Raw genomic sequence first — 17768 nt, 5'->3', positions numbered from 1 at the left:
AAGAGAGCGCCATGGATAACCACCCGAACAAGCGCTACCTGCTGGCGATCGACAACGGCACCCAGAGCGTGCGCGCATTGCTCTTCGATTTGCAGGGCAATCTGCTCGGCAAAGGCAAGGTCGAGTTGCAGGCGTATTACTCGACGCAACCGGGCTGGGCCGAGCAGGACCCGGAATATTACTGGGCGAAACTCGGCGAGGCCTGCCAGCAGGTGTGGGCGCAAACCGGGATTGATCGCTCGCAGATTGCCGGGGTGTCGCTGACCACCCAGCGCGGCACGGTGATCAATGTCGATGCCGAGGGCAAGCCGCTGCGCCCGGCCATTTTGTGGCTCGATCAGCGCCAGAGCGAAGTCGAGGGCGGGATCAAAGGGCCGTGGGGCTGGCTGTTCAAACTGGTCGGCGCGCAGGCGACGGTGGATTATTTTCGCGCGCAGGCCGAGGCCAACTGGATCGCCAGACACCAGCCTGAAGTCTGGGCGGCGACCGACAAGTTTCTGCTGCTCTCGGGGTTTCTCACCCATCGCCTGTGCGGGCGCTTTGTCGACTCGGTGGGTTGCTGCGTCGGTTACCTGCCGTTCGACTTCAAACGCCTGAAATGGGCCGCGCCCAGTGACTGGAAATGGCAGGCGCTGGCGGTGCGTCCGGAGCAATTGCCGACCTTGCACAAACCCGGCGAAACCCTCGGCTACATCAGCGCTGAAGCGAGCCGTCACACCGGGATTCCCGAGAGCTTGCCGCTGATTGCCGCGGGCGCCGACAAGGCCTGCGAAGTGGTCGGTTCGGGCGTGGTCGATGCGAGCACCGTGTGCCTGTCCTACGGCACCACCGCGACGATCACCAGCACCCGTTCGCGCTACCTGGAAATCGTCCCGCTGATCCCGCCGTACCCCTCGGCGGTGCCGGATCAGTACAACTGCGAGGTGATGATTTATCGCGGTTACTGGATGGTCAGCTGGTTCAAGAACGAGTTCGGCCTGCGCGAAATGCAGCAAGCCAAAGAGCAGGGCATTGAACCCGAGCAACTGTTCGATGCGCTGGTCAACGCGGTGCCGCCGGGGTCGATGGGGCTGATGCTGCAACCGTATTGGTCGCCGGGGATTCGTGAGCCGGGTGTCGAGGCTAAAGGCGCGATGATCGGCTTCGGCGACGTGCACACCCGCGCGCACATTTACCGGGCGATTCTGGAAGGGCTGGCGTATGCGCTGCGCCAAGGCCTGGAGAACATCGAGAAGCGCTCGAAGGTGTCGGTCAAGCGTCTGCGGGTGGCCGGTGGCGGTTCGCAGAGTGATGCGGCGATGCAGCTCACGGCGAATATTTTTGGTCTGCCGGCGGAGCGCCCGCATGTGTACGAAGCGTCCGGGCTGGGCGCGGCGATCTGTTGTGCGGTGGGGCTGGGCTTGTATGCGGATTTCCCCACGGCAATCGCTGCGATGACGCGAGTCGGGACGGTATTCACCCCGCAACCCGAGGCGCAGCAGGTCTATGAGCGTTTGTACAACGAGGTGTACCTGCGCATGTATCGCCAGCTCAAACCGCTCTATCAGAGCATCCGCAAAATCACCGGTTACCCCGCCTAGCTGACCACCACCGTCCCCTGTGGGAGCGAGCTTGCTCGCGAATGCGGAGTGTCAGTCACTATTGTCTTGTCTGACCCACCGCTTTCGCGAGCAAGCTCGCTCCCACAAGGTTATGCGGTGGAGTCGGATCCTCTTATGTGGCGCTATCGGAGAACTTTTCTGGTGAGATCGGACAGTGTCAGCGCCGGGGGCGGTTGTTAGGCTCAACCCCCACAGCACCTCCAATAAGAATTAAAAGCAATGAAGCTGACATTTCTCCTGTTGCTGCTTTGTGCAACGGCCCCGACGGCGTGGGGCTGGTCGAACCACACGGTGGGCAGCTATCTGGCGTTGCAGGAATTGCCGACGCTGCGCGATGCGCCGCCGGTCGAGGTCGAGCCGCTGGAGCGTTTTCTCGCCGAGCAGTATCCGGCGGTGGTCGCGCTGCTGGAACAACAGGAACGCTTCGCCCGTGAACACTTCACCCAGTACCCGCCGTGCTCCGACAACCTGAAGCTGCCCGCCGTACCGAGCGACAATCTGCGCCACGATTTTCTCACCGCGCTGCGGCTCAATCCGCGCATTCATCTGGCGATGGTCATTCAGCCGCTGCCGGGAAAAGACCTGCCCGAACGCGAACATCTCAGCGCCGATCAGGTGATGGTCGAGCAGACGTTGTCACCGTGGAATCGTCAACGTTTCATTCGCGTGGCCGACGGCGAGAAAGTTGCACCGTTGGCGGTACTGGCAAGCGCCGCCGACGAGCCGGATTACGGTCACGACATCAACCTGTTCAGCGACAACCCCGGCGAGGTTGGCGCGTTGTATGGCTTCGGCCCGCAGCCGTTTGGCGATGCGCGTTTTCAGTACAGCTCGCAGGCGCCGTTTCACATGGGCTTCTTCCATGAAAGCGCGGTGGTGTATGCCGCTGCCGGATTTCTTCAGCGCAGTTGGCCGGACTGGCGCGCCTATCAGTACCTGGGGCTGGCGCGTTTGGCATTCGCCTCTGGTCATCCTTACTGGGGCTATCGGTTTCTCGGTTGGGGCGTGCACCACGTGCAGGACCTGACCCAGCCGTATCACGCCAAGCCACTGCCCGGGGTCGAGCTGCCCAGCCTGTTGCTGCTGGAAGGCAAGGCGCTGGCCGGTTTTGCCGATGATAAAAAAGCCTCGATCGAGCGCGTCGCCACCCGCCACATGGAAATCGAGAAGTACCAGTCGACCTGGCTGCGCCGCGTGCTGCGTGCCGGTCAGGCGCATCCGATGCTCGCGGCCTATGCCGATGTGGCCGAGGACAAACAGTATCCGCCGTACTCGGTGGACTACTTGCGCGAGGTGGTCAGCGCCGAGTCGGTCGAGGACTCGGCAGCGTTCGATGAAGCCATCGGCCAGTGGTTGGAAACGGCGCCGGTGACCAGTGATTTCAGCAGCGGCAATCAGTTGCAGCGCGAGACATTCGAGCATCCGGCACTCAATCAGCAGCTGTTCAAACTGCTCGGGCATTTCGGCGCGCACAGCCGGATTTATGTCCGTGCGGGGCTGGCACCGTAGCCATCGCGGCCACGCAAAAAACAATAAGAACAAGGAGGAATCCATGATCAACACTCGATTGCGCCTCACCGGCGTGGCACTTCCCGGTGTCGGCCTGGCAGGGCTGCTGCAACTCTGCGCGGTGGATGCGCTGCAGGCGGCCGAGTTCAGCGTGCTGGACAATCAGGTCACCGGCTCGATCGACACGACCCTGTCCTATGGCCGTTTGTGGCGGGTGCAGGGCCGCGACAAGAACAACGATGACGTCAACACCAACGACGGCAATCGCAACTTCGACACCGGATTGGTTTCCGAGGTGTACAAGATCACTTCGGAGCTGGAGGCCAACTACCAGAACTACGGGATGTTCCTGCGCGGCACGGCGTTCTACGACACCCAGTTGATGGACAAGCGCAACGATTACTACCGCAACAACAACCCGTCGCAGCCGAGCCAGAGTTACCCGCAGGACGACCGTTTCACCAGCCAGACCCGCGACATCGCCGGCAGCCGGATCGAGATGCTCGACGCCTATGTCTACGGCAACTGGGACGTGGCGCAGATGCCGGTGACCGCGCGGGTCGGACGTCAGGTGTTCAACTGGGGCGAGGGGATTTTCTATCGCGGCGGCGTCAACACCACCAACCCGGTGGACGCGGCCAAATACCGTTTGCCGGGGGCCGAGGTCAAGGAAGTGCTGATGCCGGTGGAGGCGGTGAGCTTCAACATCGGTCTCAGCGATTCGCTGACCCTGGAGAGCTTCTACCAGACCAACTGGAAGGAAACCCGCATCGACCCGGTCGGCACGTTCTACTCGCAGACCGACCTGTTCGCCGATGGCGGCAACACCGGTTACAACAACTTCAGCGGCACCGCGCTTGATACCCCGGTGCCGGGGTTTGGCAACGTCATTGGGCTGTACAGCGCACTGGGCAACAACCCATTGCTCGGCCCGGCGCTGAAAAGCACCGGCCTGTACGCCAACGGTGTGACCCCGGCCTACGGCAATACGCTGAAAGTGGCATCGATCGGCAAGGACTACAACGCGCGCAACGATGGTCAGTTTGGCTTTGCGTTTCGCTACATCGCCGAGGAGCTGAACAGCACCGAGTTCGGCCTGTACCTGGTCAATTATCACGCCAAGGAACCGACCATCGCCGCTGACCTCGGTGGCTACAAAGGCATCGACATGAATGCCCTGACCAACATGCTCGCCGGTGTCGCCGGCAGTCAGGCCGGGGCGCTGGCCAGCGGTCTGGCGACGGCCGATGTGATGGGCAACATTCAGGCGCATCGGCGTTACGCCGAAGACATTCGCATGTACGGGTTCAGCTTCAACACGACTTTGGGTCAGGCCTCGGTGTTCGGCGAGATCGCCTATCGACCGAACCTGCCGATCGGCATCGCTGCCACCAACGACCTGATCGGCGACCTGGCCAACGGCGCCGCTGTGGCGGTGACCGGCAAGCCCGTCAACGTCGGCGGGCAGATGGTCACCCTCGACAGCGAGATCAACAACGCCGAACGCGTCGAGGCGTTCAACACCTCACTGGGCAGCATCTACAACTTCGGCCCGACGCTGTCGTTCGACTCGATGTTCGGCATCTTCGAACTGGCCTCCGAACACCTGCGCGGCAGCAGTCTGCAATACACCGCCTACGACGGCAGCACGCGCTATTACGCCGGTACCGGCAACACCTCTTATGTGTCCGGCGGTGATCGTGACGATCAGGTCAACCGCAATTCCTACAGCTACACGGTGATGTTCAACGGCACCTGGAACGACGTGTACGCCGGGGTCAACGTCTCGCCCTACGTCGTCTACAAGGACGACTTCAAGGGCAACAGCTATCAGGCCGGCAACACCATCGACGGGCGCAAGGCCTACACATTGGGGATCAAAGCCAACTACCAGAACAAGCTCGAAGCCGAGGTGCAGTACACCAATTTCTGGGGCGGCGGGCAGAACAACGGGATTCGCGACCGCGACAACGTCGGGTTCAATCTCAAGTATTTCTTGTGAGTACCAAACACAATTTTTGCGGCAGCTCATCCCCTGTGGGAGCGAGCTTGCTCGCGAAGAGGCCGGCATATTCAACACAGATGTCGCCTGACAAACCGCTTTCGCGAGCAAGCTCGCTCCCACAGGTTTTTGTACTTCGGAGAAGATCATGTTCCACACTTCAAGACTGACCAAGATCTCGCTGGCACTCGTTCTCGGCCTTGTCACCGGCAGCACGCTGGCCGCCATCTCGCCTCAGCAAGCCGAACAACTGAAAATCACCCTCACACCCATGGGCGCCGAGCGCGCCGGCAACGCCGCCGGCACCATTCCGGCCTGGACCGGCGGCATCACCCAGGCGCCCGCCGGCTACAAACCGGGCCAGCATCACCCGGATCCATACGCCGCGGACAAGCCGCTGTTCACCATCACCAAGGCTAATCTCGACCAGTACAAGGCCCACCTCAGCCCCGGTCAGATCGCGCTGTTCAACAGCTACCCCGACACGTTCCAGATGCCGGTCTATCCGTCGCGTCGTTCCGGTTCGGCGCCGCAATGGCTGTATGACAACACCCTGAAGAATGCGACCTCGGCCAAGCTGCTGGAGGGCGGCAGCGGATTCGCCGATGCCTACGGCGGTGTACCGTTCCCGGTGCCCAAGGACGGTATCGAAGTGCTGTGGAACCACATCACCCGTTATCGCGGAATCTATGTGGTGCGCCGCGCGTCCGAAGCTCCGGTGCAGCGCAACGGCAGCTTTGCGCTGGTGACTTCGCAGCAGGAAGCGCTGTTCAACTTCTACCGCCCGGGCGGGCAGTACGCCGACCTGAAAAACATCCTGTTCTATTACCTCGCCTTCGTGAAAAGTCCGGCGCGCTTGGCCGGTGGCGCGGCGCTGGTCCACGAGATGCTCGATCAACTCAAGGACCCGCGCCAGGCCTGGGTCTACGACGCCGGCCAACGCCGCGTGCGCCGTGCGCCGAACCTGGCGTACGACACGCCGATTGCCTCATCCGATGGCCTGCGCACGGCAGACGACACCGACCTGTTCAACGGCGCGCCGGACCGCTACGACTGGAAGCTCAAGGGCAAGCAGGAAATCTACATTCCCTACAATAACTACAAGGTCGGCAGCCCCGACGTGAAGTACGCTCAACTGCTGACCCCCGGCCACCTCAACCCGCAATTCACCCGCTACGAGCTGCACCGTGTGTGGGTGGTCGAGGGCAACCTTAAACCGGGTGCACGGCATGTCTATTCCAAACGCGTGCTGTTCCTCGACGAGGACAGCTGGGGCGCGGCGCTGGTCGATCAATACGATGGGCGAGGGGAGTTGTGGCGAGTGTCGATGGCCTACCTGAAAAACTTCTACGACCTGCCAACCACCTGGAGCGCACTGGACGTGTTCCACGACCTGCAGGCCCGGCGTTACTACGTGCAGAACCTCGACAACGAAGAAGCTTCCACCGTCGACTTCTCGCAACCGGTGCCGGAAGACGCGTATTTCATGCCGTCGGCGTTGCGCCAGCGCGGGACGCGCTAAGGGGCACCGGACTGCTGATCGAACGCAACCCCTGTAGGAGCTGCCGAAGGCTGCGATCTTTTGACTTTGATTTTAAAAACAAGATCAAAAGATCGCAGCCTGCGGCAGCTGCTACACAAGGCGGGTTGTCTGGGACATTGGGTTGACTGGTCTGACGCAATCGCGGGCAAGCCCGCTCCCACAGGTTTTTCGGTCGTTCACATATTCCGTGTTCGACTCGTTTCCTGTGGGAGCGGGCTTGCCCGCGATTCGATTTACGCTTTGGCGCTGACTGAAGATCAGACGCGGAAGTGGCTGACCATCTGCTGCAACTGACCGCCCAGGCGCGCCAGTTCAACGCTGGACGCTGCAGTTTCATCACTGGCTGCGGCGGTCTGTTCCGACACGTCACGCACGTTGATGATGCTGCGGCTGATCTCTTCGGCCACGGCGCTTTGCTGTTCGGCTGCGGCGGCGATCTGCTGGTTCATCGACTGGATGTTCGACACCGTGCGGGTGATGTTTTCCAGGGAGTCGCCAGCCTTGCGGGTCAGGGCCACGCTGCTGTCGGTCAGGGCGCGGCTGTTGTTCATCACGGCGGCCACTTGCTGGGTGCCGTTCTGCAGACCGGCGACCAGGCCTTCGATTTCTTCGGTGGATTTCTGCGTGCGCTGGGCCAGGCCACGAACTTCGTCGGCGACCACGGCAAACCCACGCCCGGCTTCACCGGCACGCGCCGCTTCGATCGCGGCGTTGAGCGCGAGCAGATTGGTCTGTTCGGCCACGGCCTTGATCACGTCCATGACGCTGCCGATCTTGTCGCTTTCCTGCTGCAGCACGCTCATGGCTTCGGTGGAACGCACCACTTCGCTGGCCAGACGCTCGATCTGCGCGATGGCTTCGTTGACCACCTTGTCGCCTTCACGGGCTTCGCCATCAGCGGCGGCAGCGGCTTGCGAGGCTTCTTCGGCGTTGCGCGCGACTTCCTGCACGGTGGCGGTCATCTCGTGCATGGCGGTGGCGACCTGATCGGTCTCGACCTTCTGGCTGTTCACACCAGCGCTGGTCTGCTCGGTCACGGCGGAGAGTTCTTCGGCGGCGCTGGCGATCTGGGTGACGCCGTCGCGGATACCGCTGATCAGGTCGCGCAGGGTCACGCCCATGCGCGCGATGCCTTGTTGCAGCACGCCGAGTTCGTCGCGGCGGGTAACGGTGACGTTCTGGGTCAGGTCGCCGCTGGCAATGCGCTCGACCACGGCCAGGGTGTCTTGCAGCGGACGGGTGATCTGACGGGTGATGATCACCGCGGCAATCACACCGACCAGCAGCGCCAGCAGGGTGCTGATCAGCTGGAAAGTACGGGCCTGGGCGCTTTCGATGTCACGGCGGTCGAGCTGGATCTGATACAGCTGCTCGCTGGTGGTGACGATGGCAGCGCCCTGATCGGTCATCTCTTTACGCGCCTGCACCGCTTCGCTGTTGGCGTTCTTATACGCCTGCAACGCACTGCGGTAGTTGCTCAGGGCGGTTTCCAGCTGACGAAGCGTGTCTTGCTGAGTCGCCGAGAAGTGCGTGTTCAACTGCTTGAGGCTGTCGATGGCCACGTTCAGTTGGCCGACGGCTTTCTGCTCGGTTTCGTTATTGGTGGTGGCGGTGTAGCCGCGCACTTCATAGCGCGCGAGGATGAACGCTTCCTTGGCTTCGGTGATCGCCTGGAACTGTTCGAAGCGCTGCTCGCTCATGTCCATTTGCTGCACGCGCTTGCTGATCGCTTCGATCAGGTTGTAAGCGGTGTCTGCGTTAGTGCCCATCACGTCGCGGGCACTGTTGCCGGTGCGGTAGGCGTTGCGCATCTTGTTCAGCGAAGTCTGGTATTCAGCGATTGTTGCCGCCTGCTCTTTCAGCAGTTTGACGTTTTCCGGGCTCTTGAACTTGTTGATCAGCGCCTGTTGCTGCGCGGCGAAGCTTTCGAGGGTGGTCTGTACATTCTGCGCGGCGGTTTCGTCGCCGTTTGTCAGCATGTATTGCAGGCGCACCACGCGCAGCTTGGTCAGACCGGCATTGAGCTGGGTGATGTCGCTCATCCAGTTGCTGCGGTCAATCAGGCCGCCGAGGCTGGTCCAGCCCGTCAGGGCCAGTACGCAGGTCAGGGCCAGGACCAGGCCGAAGCCCAGGCCCAATTTCATGTTCACGCTGATGTTGCCGAACCAGCTATTCATCACAATTCCTCCAGGAACGTAGAGCTACTTGATCGTCGGTCAGGCTGGAAGATTGTTGTTTTTTTGAGCCAGCAAGGGTGTTAGCAGGTCTGTATCGGCCGCAAACACGAGAGCTGAAAGGATTTTGTCCGACGGAATTTGTAACAAGGGCACTTCAAGACTTTTTTCACATACGTTTCACCGACCGCTTACGCCGGCTTCACTAACCTCGCCGCATCGAATTGACTGTGATGGATGCCGACGAGGCGGCCCGATGTGGAATTGAGACTGAGTCTGTTCGGCGTCAAACGCTCGATATCCCTGAGCGGATTGGCCCGCTATCGCAATACCTGGGCCGTGCTTGGCGCATCGCTGCTGGTGATCCCGTTGACCCTGTGGCTGCTCGCCCCGGCGGCGGTGCCGGACCTGGCCCATGGCAATGTGTCCGGTGCCAAGGCGCTGGCGGCCGGGTGGGCCAAGGGCGAGATGATTGTGCTGGTGCGTCACGTCGAGCGCTGCGATCACTCGCCGGCGCCGTGCCTGAGTGGCGATGATGGCATCACCGACCGCTCGCGCAGTGTTGCGGTTGGTGTCGGCGCACAGTTCGAGCATCTGGGCCTGAATAACGCCGACATCTACAACAGCCCGATGCTGCGCACGGTGCAGACCGCCGGTTACATGTTCAACCGCGCGGCCACGGGTGAAGATTGGCTGATCAGTTGCAAGGGCCACATCCTGCAGGAAGCGCTGGCGCACAAGCTTCCGGGGCGCAATCTGATTCTGGTGACCCACAGCGAATGCATGGCGGAGCTGGAGAAGGACTTGAATTCACCGATTTCTGATCCTGGCTACGGTTCCTCACTGTTTGTGTCTGCCGCAAACAAAGCGGACCCGCGCGTGCTTGGCTTCATCGAAGCCTCCGACTGGCACTCAGTGAGCACTCGATGAACTGACGTTTGCCAAGCGTCAGCGCAAACAAAACCCGCCGGTGACGGCGGGTTTTTTATTGTCTGGCGTGAGGGTTGTCAGTAGCCGACGAAGTAGTACGCCTGGCGCCCGACCATCATGGTCTTCAGCACTTTGAGCGGTGCGACGGGTTCGCTGTCCGCCGAGATCACCGCGACATTGGAGGGCGAGGCACTGAGGAAGTCGTGCAATTGCGCGTCGGTGTCCAGACCCTTGAGCACACTTTGCGTGTAGAACACGCTGGCGCCGCCGACCCGTTCATTGGCCTGGAACAGTGCGACCTGCTGACCATTGGCCTGCAAGCTCTGAATGTGTTCGGTCAAAGGCAGGAACGACAACTCCTTGTCGGCGTTGGGCAGTGCCCACTGGGCCGCGCCGAGGTAGCTGGCGATCACCACCGTGAGCAGGCCAGCGGCAAGTGCCTGACGATGGCGCGCGACTTTTCCGATAAACCGATCGGCGGTTTCACGCGCCTGCAAGCGCTCGAACAACACGCGCGCGTACTCAGCAGCAATCACCGCCGCAGCCGGGGTCATCGACATCAGGTACACCGTGCGTTTGCTCGAGGCCAGGGTCAGCATGATGAACTGCGCAACGATCCACAGGCTGAAAAACAGCAGATAACGGTTGGCCTTCAGTTCCTTGCGGAAATGCCATAGGCCCAGGTACACCAGAATGTTCCAAGGCAGAAACGCTTCCGGCAGTTTGGCCAGATAGTAATAGAACGGCTCATAATGCCCGGCCTCGACGAACGAGCCGCTGAAGCGCCCGACGCTGTTGGTCAGCAGCACTTCAGCGACGGCGTGCGAACCACCGCGCTGATAGAGCACGGCGAGCCAGATCAGCAACGGAATCAGGCCCACTACCGTGAGCAAACCGGGACGCAGCCAGGCGCCGATCTTCAGGCGTTTGTCGATCAGGTTGTCGGCCAGCAGATAAGCGAAAATCACCACCCCCGGCATCGCCAATCCCAGCACGCCCTTGCTCAACGTGGCGATGGCGATGCCGACGATAAACAGCAGCGAGTTAGCCGCGTTCGGTCCACGTTGCGCCTGAAAGAACGCCAGCAGCGCCATGGTTACGCCAAGCGCCAGCAGCGCATCTTCGCCGACCCCGCGCACGTTGCTCCAGTAACTGGCCATGGTCGCCAGCAGAATCCCCGCCGTCCAGGCGACGGCTTTCGGCCGACCGAAGCGGCGCAGCATGCCATACAGCACCATTACACTGAGCAACCCGGCCACCGCCGACGCCAGCCGCACCGCCCACGGCGAAACACCGAACACGCGCATGGCGCCGGCGTCCAGCCACAGGCTCAGCGGCGGTTTTTCCAGAAACGGTTCACCGAACAGGCGCGGCGTCACCCAGTCATCGTCCAGATGCATCTCCATGGCGATCCCGGCGACGCGGGCCTCGGTGGAGCCTTGCAACTGGTGGTTACCCAAAGCGAAAAAAAACAGCAGGGCGGCGAGTAGAAACAGCGAAGTGGCGGCACGCGGCATGGATTTCAGGCAACCGGAAAGGGCAGGAGCCTTGAGCATACTTCGCCAATGCTTAACAAATTGTGAAACTCACGCCAGTTGTCGCGACCAGCGCTTCTCCTGCGTCTCGAACAACGAATTGACCAGCGCCGTCAGCACATGGTCCTGCCAGCGCCCGGCGATGTTCAGATAAGCCTTGGCGTAGCCTTCGCGCTCGAAACCCAGACGCTCCAGCAACCGCGCACTACGCTCGTTACCGGGCATGTAATTGGCCATGATTCGGTGCAGGTTCTGCGTGTCGAACATGTAGCCGATGCCAGCCTCCAGGCCCTCCTGCATCAAACCCTGACCCTGATGCGCGTGGTCGATGTGATAACCCAGATAACAGGCCTGAAACGCCCCGCGAATGATCCCGCTGAAATTGCACGCACCGATCATCTGCTGGCTGTCCGGCGTCAACAGGGCGAAATGCATCGCCAGCCCGGCCTCGTAGGCACTGGCCTGAATCTCAAGGCGTCGACGAATCTGTTCGCTGGAGAAATATTCCGTGGTGCGGATCGGCGACCACGGGGCGAGGTGGCGCTGGTTGCGTGCATAGAAATCACTTTCCAGTCCGGCCTGTTCCGGGGCGAGGATGGCGAGCGTCAGGCGTTGGCAGGGCAGGCTCAGCAGTGACATCGGCGGCTCCGGTTGGCAGGGTCGAGGGACAGGATTGCCCACGAAATGGAAAAAAACAAACCGGGTGTATCGCTTCGGCAGCAAACGACAGGCAAAAAAAAGCCCGCGGGAGAGCGCGGGCGAACCGTAGTTTCTTGAATGAGCGAGCGGACTGTACCGTGTTGATCGAACGGGGGCAGTGAAGAAAAATTCATCTCGATAGCGACCGTTCTGCAACGCGTCATGGCAAGTGATCCGCAGCGAAATCGGCTTCCGAACGTGCCCGCAGCCGACCCTTGCGACAGGCCTGCTGAAAGCGTTCGAAGTCGCGCTCGTTCTGCGCGGTGTAACTGCGGGCGTATTTGAACAAAGCGTCAGCCAAGGCATCGCCCTTGCCGATGTAGCCGCTGATGACCGCCGCATTGCCCGAGGCTTTGGCGTGGGCGCGGGCCAGTGCGCGGCCGCAGACCCGGGCATAGGCGGCGAATGTTTCGGCGTCGAAGTTTTCCAGCTCGGCCGAGATCTTCATGTCGCGCAACTGCCGCACATAGAAATGCCGACCGTTGGGACCAGTGGTCCAGCCGAGAAACAGATCGCTGGCCGACTGCATCAAGCGCTGCCCTTCGACCACCCGTTGGCCCTCATGACGCGTGCGGGACTTGGCCTTCACATAGTCGGCGAGTACCGAGCGCCGCGCCTCTTTGAACTGCAGGAACAACGGAAACTCCTGATCGTCGGTCAGCAGCGCCACCAGACACCGGGTGCCGACACTGCCCACGCCGACCACTTTGAATGCAAGATCCTGCACGTGAAACCGCGAGAGCAACTCCCGCCGGTCAGCCTGCAGCGTGGTGCGATAGTCACGCATGAACGTATCGAACAACGGCCGCCAATCCGCCAGCCGCAACCAGTCATCATCGGCGTCGAGCAGCGTGGTGTTCTTGTGCAGGTGGAAAATCTCCGGCAAATCGTCACGAATGATCAGTCGCCCATTCGCATCGCGCTCACTGATTTTCGGCAGCAACTCGGCGTGGGTGCGCCGTTCGGCCTTATCGACGGCGCGCTGCACATGCTCCAGCGCACTCTTGCGCGCCTGATCGAGCAAGTCTTCGTACTTGATCGATTCATACCAGGTTTCCAGCGCGCTCTGTTCGGCGCACTCCAGCATCGTCGCCTGATAGGCGCCGACCATTTGCCGACACACATCTTCCTCAACCGACTCGCCATGGCGCAAATCCCGCGCCGCCACCACAAAACTCGCCGCCAGCCGCTTCACATCCCATTCCCAGGGACCGGGATGCGCCTCGTCGAAATCATTCACGCTGAACAGCAGATTGCGCTCCGGCGTGGCAAACCCGCCGAAATTCATCAAATGCGCATCCCCACAGGTCGGCCCGACCAGCCCCATGTTCTCGGTGCTCGACAGATCATGCGCCTGCAGCAATGCATTGCCACGGAAGAACGTGAAGGGCGACACCAGCATGCGTCCGTAACGCAGTTCCACCAGCGAGGCAACGCGGCCCTGACTGGAGGCCTTTATCAGCGGGATTGGATCGCGGTTCATTTTGCCGGTGGTGGAGTGGGCGCTGCGGGAGCAATGCTTGCGGGCGTCCTTGCCTTGCTTCATGCGGGTTTGGAGGGTGGTCATCAGCGCTCGCTCTGGGAAGGGGCGCTGTGAGTGTAGAAGGGGATTTAGGGGTTTATCTGGCAAGGCGTTGATGTCTGTCAGGGACTTTTTGTTGCCGGTTTTTTCGCGTCCGTCGGGGCGTTGTCGGAAAGCCACAACGACAACGAATAACTGGCCACCGCCTGCCGCCGCGCCGCGTTGCGCATCAGATACACCTGAACCGTGTACTCGCCATCAGCAGGCACGGCGTCGGCAAAGTGATCGCCCATGATCGAACCATTGAACAGTGCTTCGTCAGCACCCTGCGCGGTGATATTGAAATAGGCGGACGTGTTGGATGATTTGAGATCGACAGTCAGTGTCTGACCGGCCTTGGCGACGAGTTTGTATTCGGCAGTTTGATAGCCTTTGATCTTCTGTTTGAACTGCACGCTGCCGACTGCGCTTTTGAACGTGACCTGTTGCACACGTGGGGGAGGGGCGTCTGCGGCGATGGCGGGGAGTGACATCAACGAGGCGAGGGCGGCGGCGATCCAGGTGTTCATGGTGGGTAATCTCCGTGATGTTCAAGCCGTAGCTTGGAGCTTCCAGTCACTGTGACAGTCGGATTTTGCTGGAGTGCGGCCTTTGCTAAAGGTGTTGCTCCGGTTGGGGGAACGTCAGATGCGATAAGGCCCGCACAAGGCGGGCTTTATCGTGGAGAGTTGATGGGCTGGGGTAATTTGAAACAAGTCGGTATCTAACTTTTTTTAATTAATAATTTATCGGTCAACTTGCGTGGAATACCAGTTGGAACGCTGCGTAGTCTGGATTTCGATGGACGGTGCTTTTTGAGCTCCGCCCAAAAAGCGAATCGGGATTGAGTCTATCAAGCAAATCATCGCGCTGTTGATTGTTGCCCCTGCGCGTACGGTGTCCCCACTCGCAGGTACAGGGGTTCCTAGCAAACGATACCGTCAATGATTGCCGTGTTGGCTGAGCCGACTCTCGAAGTACTGCGCAGTCTCTTTGTCGGTGCAGTACAGGTAGCAGCCCTTCATCCCGCGTGTCATCAGAGTTCGGTATGTATTTTTGATGATCAGGTCTGTTTCTTTTTTCGCGAGGGTAGGTTGCTCTTTCATCATTTTTTTCCAGCCACGAATCGATTTATCGTGCTTGTCGCGCTCGTCCGGGGATGTCAATACCTTACCGTCACGTACGACTAGGTCTGGCCCGATGATCACCCCGATGTAGTCGACTTCCAGACCTTGGCAGGTATGAATGCAGCCAACTTGCTCAATGGAGTTCTCAGCGATGATCCATAGGCTGCCATCCTGATCCAGGTTCCATTGGCGTTTGTAGTCTCCAATGACGATATCAGCAGCGGTGGAGTCTTTCTTGCTCAGCCAGGGCCAACAATAGCCTGCGACCACACGAGCTTTGTTTCCGTGGTTTTTCTCGTTGATTGCTTCATGCATCGCCTGAGGTGAGTCGAACACCTTAAACTCGTACTCTTGAGTCTCAAGCGTCGGATTTGCCGTCGAGCGAATGCCTAGCATGTCATCCAGCCATGCCAGGTAACCGTCAGAACCACTGCAGCGAAACTGCGAAGAGAGCACGTATTCTTCAACCACAGCACCCTTGGCTTTTGCAAAGGCGCGTATCGCCTGCTTGCTGCCGATATCGCTCAAGGTTACACGCTGGTCTTCATCAATGAAGAAAATTGAGCATTTCGCTGAATCAATCAGCTCCTTGATCTGGTTTTCCCCAAGGTTTCCATAAAGCCCGCTTTTCTCATTCAGCCGGTGAGCTTCGTCCACGATAAGCGCATCGAATGTGTTGGGCTCAGTGTCGATGAATGCCCCAGAGCCTGAAAAGAAATTCGAGAAATGGCTGCGCTTGATGGTGCCAACCAGTTTGCTCTCGTAGACCTTGCGCGGGGCTGCGTTCTTGGAGACGTATTTGCTCATCAGCTTCAATTCGGTGAGCCTCACCAGCAGATTGATAGCCAGAACGGTCTTCCCGGTACCCGGTCCACCTTCAATGATAATCACCTTTGGGGCTTGGTCCGAGGCCTCGCCTGCCGCCGCCAGCGCCGACTCAAAAATTGCTTTCTGATCGTCAATCAATACGAACTCGGGTTTGCCTTTCATCAATCCACCGAGCGCTTCGGCTAGCGCCTTGGACGGGCGAATTTTTCCTTCAGACAGCTCGTAAAGAACCTCTTTGTTGTCGCCATGACTTATATGCTTTTTCAGAAAGCTTCTGAGTTTACTGAGCTCTTCCGGGCCTTTCAGAAACAGCGGAGCCTTGCTGATGTGGGGCTCATAGTGAGCTGAATCTATGACGCCGTCGCTGACGTAGTTATGGAGGTAGGCACACGGACGGATTTCGATGCTTTTGTCATACACCGCCTCGTTGAAGCCTTCCAGCAGCGCTGCATAGGACCATACCTGATAGGACGGGTGAATGGTCTCGATGAGGCCGCCACCCAACGCCGTTTTGACGATGGCATCCTTGGTTGTGGCGTTGGCCTTACTCCATTGCTTCAGCTCTATCAGTACGGCCTTTTTTGCCTGGTTTTCGTCGCGACCGGTGAGTAGAAAGTCGATTCGCTTCGACGACTGCGGAATGTGCAATTCAATGGCCAGGCCTGCGTCGCTCGGCAGGCCCTCATCTCTAAGAACCTTGGCCATATACGTTAGGGATCCTTGCCACGACCTGATTTCCGAGGTGCCAACGTTCTTGCCGGTAGCTTCCTTGTAATGCCTGAGGATCACTTCCTCAATGTCATCGTTATCGTTGTCTTTAAGAAATTGCTGTTTGGTCGCAGCGTAGACGATCACGGGCTGTCCTTAGATTGGAATTATTCAGAGTCGGTCGTACTTTTTGCTGCTGCTTTTGGCTTTATCCACGGGGTATTTCTGGCCGTTCGAGGCGAGTTTCCGTGTCACCGCCTCGTTGAGGTCGATGCCGAGCACGCTGCTCAGGCGAACCAGATACATCAGTACGTCCGCCAATTCGTCTTTTACGGCTAGACCAATTTCGGGATCATTAGCTACGGAGAGCGAATCGGCATCGTTCATCCATTGGAAAATCTCGCACAACTCTCCTACCTCGCCAGTGAGCGCCAAGATGAGATTTTTTGGGGAGTGGAACTGCTGCCAGTCGCGATCATCTGCGAAACGCTGAAGGGAGGCGGCAAGCTTCACTACGTCAACCAGTGGCGCGGATGAGGTGTCTGAATCACTCACGGGGCTATCTCTTGGGTATCAGTGGGAAGGCAAAAATGTGTAGGAAATCCGGCTTTGGATTGTAAGGGTTTTCTCTGTTTGGGCAGATGTTTTGTTTTTCTCCCATACCTATTCGCGCATTCTGAGGGGGAGCCCCCGAGCATATGCATAAGCAAATAGGTGAGGCGCATAAGTACTTCAAGCTTTGAGGTCCGCCGAGGTACTGCTACGTCAGGGAGGTTGTAGCTCGGCGATGCTTATATTTATGGCAACGAATTGCTCGTCTACCTTGAGTGCTGAAGTTGGGCGACATAACTTTCTAATCTGTGAATTTGGGAATATGCATGGGATATAACGAAGAGTGGAAAGCAGCTGTTGAGAGGTCCGAGCGCTACGGTTTAGCCGTTCCGATGCAAGCAGATGTGACGCAGCAGCGATATTTGACAAAAGAGGTATACGATCGCTTTCCATATGTGGTCAGCGACGCATTTGGCGATCTTGGCTACGAAGACGTGGTAGCTCAGTGCATGTCAATTCACTACCGTCTTCTCCCCGTAATCGAGGATCTACTTGAGTGCCCAGTCTTTTTTACCATCGGTTGGGTTGATGATGGGTCGGAAAAAGGGATGTTCCGCTTCGATGAGGATTTCATTCAAGATCGGCTGCAGAAGCCGAGTGTGGCTTTAGGGGGGGAAACCAACTTGCATGCGTGGCTTACATTACCAAGCATGGAAGTTATTGATGTTTCGCTCGTGACGACCATTGCAGTGGTTCAGAAGCTCGAAAAGGGGCATGGAGGAGTATTGGCGGGACCAGCAGATGATTTCAAAGGGTTCGCATATAAGCCGATGCTCGTCGGAATCGATTTTCTGAAAAGGGCCGGAATGCTGTTCGAACTTTGATGTCGCTGGAGCGCGAAGACTAGCGCTCGGATGCATCTTGAACCAGATCATGAAAGTCGATGCGTGCTGCGGGAAGTTTCCTGGGACGCCTGCAGGCAGGAGCTAAGCTCACTCG

Annotated in this window: 13 protein-coding genes and 1 pseudogene; 6 read left to right on the top strand and 8 right to left on the bottom strand. The window is 59.2% G+C overall.

Features of this window, described 5'->3' with window-relative positions; all coding sequences use genetic code 11:
* The first annotated feature begins 11 nt into the window (after positions 1-11).
* From PMI25_RS21565 to PMI25_RS21550, 4 genes are all read left to right on the top strand, one after another.
* On the top strand, positions 12-1580 hold the full coding sequence (locus PMI25_RS21565; RefSeq protein WP_007962139.1) for an FGGY-family carbohydrate kinase: 1569 nt from the start codon (positions 12-14) through the stop codon (positions 1578-1580).
* A 240-nt stretch (positions 1581-1820) separates the two neighbouring features.
* Entirely contained in the window at positions 1821-3110 is a 1290-nt protein-coding gene (locus tag PMI25_RS21560) for a hypothetical protein (RefSeq protein ID WP_007962140.1), read from the top strand.
* A gap of 43 nt (positions 3111-3153) precedes the next feature.
* Positions 3154-5112, top strand: coding sequence for a DUF1302 domain-containing protein (locus PMI25_RS21555; RefSeq protein ID WP_007962141.1), 1959 nt, complete (start codon positions 3154-3156; stop codon positions 5110-5112).
* A 148-nt stretch (positions 5113-5260) separates the two neighbouring features.
* Complete coding sequence (locus PMI25_RS21550) at positions 5261-6634, top strand: DUF1329 domain-containing protein (RefSeq protein ID WP_007962142.1); 1374 nt, start codon at positions 5261-5263, stop codon at positions 6632-6634.
* A gap of 278 nt (positions 6635-6912) precedes the next feature.
* Here the strand turns inward: PMI25_RS21550 and PMI25_RS30015 are convergent, their stop codons facing one another.
* Both PMI25_RS30015 and PMI25_RS30010 read right to left on the bottom strand, forming a co-directional pair.
* Positions 6913-7626, bottom strand: a complete 714-nt coding sequence (locus tag PMI25_RS30015; RefSeq protein WP_411353453.1) for a methyl-accepting chemotaxis protein — start codon at positions 7624-7626, stop codon at positions 6913-6915.
* 144 nt (positions 7627-7770) lie between these two features.
* A pseudogene (locus PMI25_RS30010) lies at positions 7771-8697 on the bottom strand (methyl-accepting chemotaxis protein); the annotation flags it as partial.
* Positions 8698-9087: 390 nt separating this feature from the next.
* Between PMI25_RS30010 and PMI25_RS21540 the strand changes: the two are divergent.
* Complete coding sequence (locus tag PMI25_RS21540) at positions 9088-9759, top strand: histidine phosphatase family protein (protein WP_007962144.1); 672 nt, start codon at positions 9088-9090, stop codon at positions 9757-9759.
* A gap of 77 nt (positions 9760-9836) precedes the next feature.
* On the opposite strand, the gene PMI25_RS21535 is transcribed toward PMI25_RS21540, so the two are convergent.
* The 6 genes from PMI25_RS21535 to PMI25_RS21510 form a co-directional block, all read right to left on the bottom strand.
* The gene (locus tag PMI25_RS21535) at positions 9837-11315 is read right to left on the bottom strand and encodes an ArnT family glycosyltransferase (RefSeq protein WP_007961378.1); all 1479 of its coding nucleotides are present in this window, start codon (positions 11313-11315) and stop codon (positions 9837-9839) included.
* Between the two features lie 30 nt (positions 11316-11345).
* Positions 11346-11933: a ribosomal protein S5-alanine N-acetyltransferase gene (gene rimJ / locus PMI25_RS21530; protein WP_007961381.1), complete on the bottom strand. Its 588-nt coding sequence runs from the start codon at positions 11931-11933 to the stop codon at positions 11346-11348.
* Positions 11934-12153: 220 nt separating this feature from the next.
* Entirely contained in the window at positions 12154-13560 is a 1407-nt protein-coding gene (locus PMI25_RS21525) for a DUF2252 domain-containing protein (RefSeq protein ID WP_007961383.1), read from the bottom strand.
* A gap of 77 nt (positions 13561-13637) precedes the next feature.
* Positions 13638-14084, bottom strand: a complete 447-nt coding sequence (locus PMI25_RS21520) for a hypothetical protein (RefSeq protein WP_007961385.1) — start codon at positions 14082-14084, stop codon at positions 13638-13640.
* Between the two features lie 411 nt (positions 14085-14495).
* Positions 14496-16364, bottom strand: coding sequence for a DUF2075 domain-containing protein (locus tag PMI25_RS21515; protein ID WP_007961387.1), 1869 nt, complete (start codon positions 16362-16364; stop codon positions 14496-14498).
* Between the two features lie 24 nt (positions 16365-16388).
* Entirely contained in the window at positions 16389-16772 is a 384-nt protein-coding gene (locus PMI25_RS21510; protein ID WP_007961389.1) for a nucleotide pyrophosphohydrolase, read from the bottom strand.
* A 323-nt stretch (positions 16773-17095) separates the two neighbouring features.
* Here PMI25_RS21510 and PMI25_RS21505 point away from each other — a divergent pair, with 323 nt between their 5' ends.
* On the top strand, positions 17096-17653 hold the full coding sequence (locus tag PMI25_RS21505; protein WP_007961391.1) for a hypothetical protein: 558 nt from the start codon (positions 17096-17098) through the stop codon (positions 17651-17653).
* Positions 17654-17768 lie beyond the last annotated feature (115 nt).

The sequence above is a fragment of the Pseudomonas sp. GM30 genome (genome assembly GCF_000282275.2).
GTDB lineage: Bacteria > Pseudomonadota > Gammaproteobacteria > Pseudomonadales > Pseudomonadaceae > Aquipseudomonas.
The sequence above is the reverse complement of the archived record's forward strand: the minus strand, read 5'-3'. Positions and strand labels throughout refer to the sequence as shown.

Coding starts and splice junctions, on each gene's coding strand:
- PMI25_RS21565 (WP_007962139.1), top strand. CDS start 12: ATGGATAACCACCCGAACAAGCGCTACCTGCTGGCGATCGACAACGGC.
- PMI25_RS21560 (WP_007962140.1), top strand. CDS start 1,821: ATGAAGCTGACATTTCTCCTGTTGCTGCTTTGTGCAACGGCCCCGACG.
- PMI25_RS21555 (WP_007962141.1), top strand. CDS start 3,154: ATGATCAACACTCGATTGCGCCTCACCGGCGTGGCACTTCCCGGTGTC.
- PMI25_RS21550 (WP_007962142.1), top strand. CDS start 5,261: ATGTTCCACACTTCAAGACTGACCAAGATCTCGCTGGCACTCGTTCTC.
- PMI25_RS30015 (WP_411353453.1), bottom strand. CDS start 7,626: ATGCACGAGATGACCGCCACCGTGCAGGAAGTCGCGCGCAACGCCGAA.
- PMI25_RS21535 (WP_007961378.1), bottom strand. CDS start 11,315: ATGCTCAAGGCTCCTGCCCTTTCCGGTTGCCTGAAATCCATGCCGCGT.
- rimJ (WP_007961381.1), bottom strand. CDS start 11,933: ATGTCACTGCTGAGCCTGCCCTGCCAACGCCTGACGCTCGCCATCCTC.
- PMI25_RS21525 (WP_007961383.1), bottom strand. CDS start 13,560: ATGACCACCCTCCAAACCCGCATGAAGCAAGGCAAGGACGCCCGCAAG.
- PMI25_RS21520 (WP_007961385.1), bottom strand. CDS start 14,084: ATGAACACCTGGATCGCCGCCGCCCTCGCCTCGTTGATGTCACTCCCC.
- PMI25_RS21505 (WP_007961391.1), top strand. CDS start 17,096: ATGGGATATAACGAAGAGTGGAAAGCAGCTGTTGAGAGGTCCGAGCGC.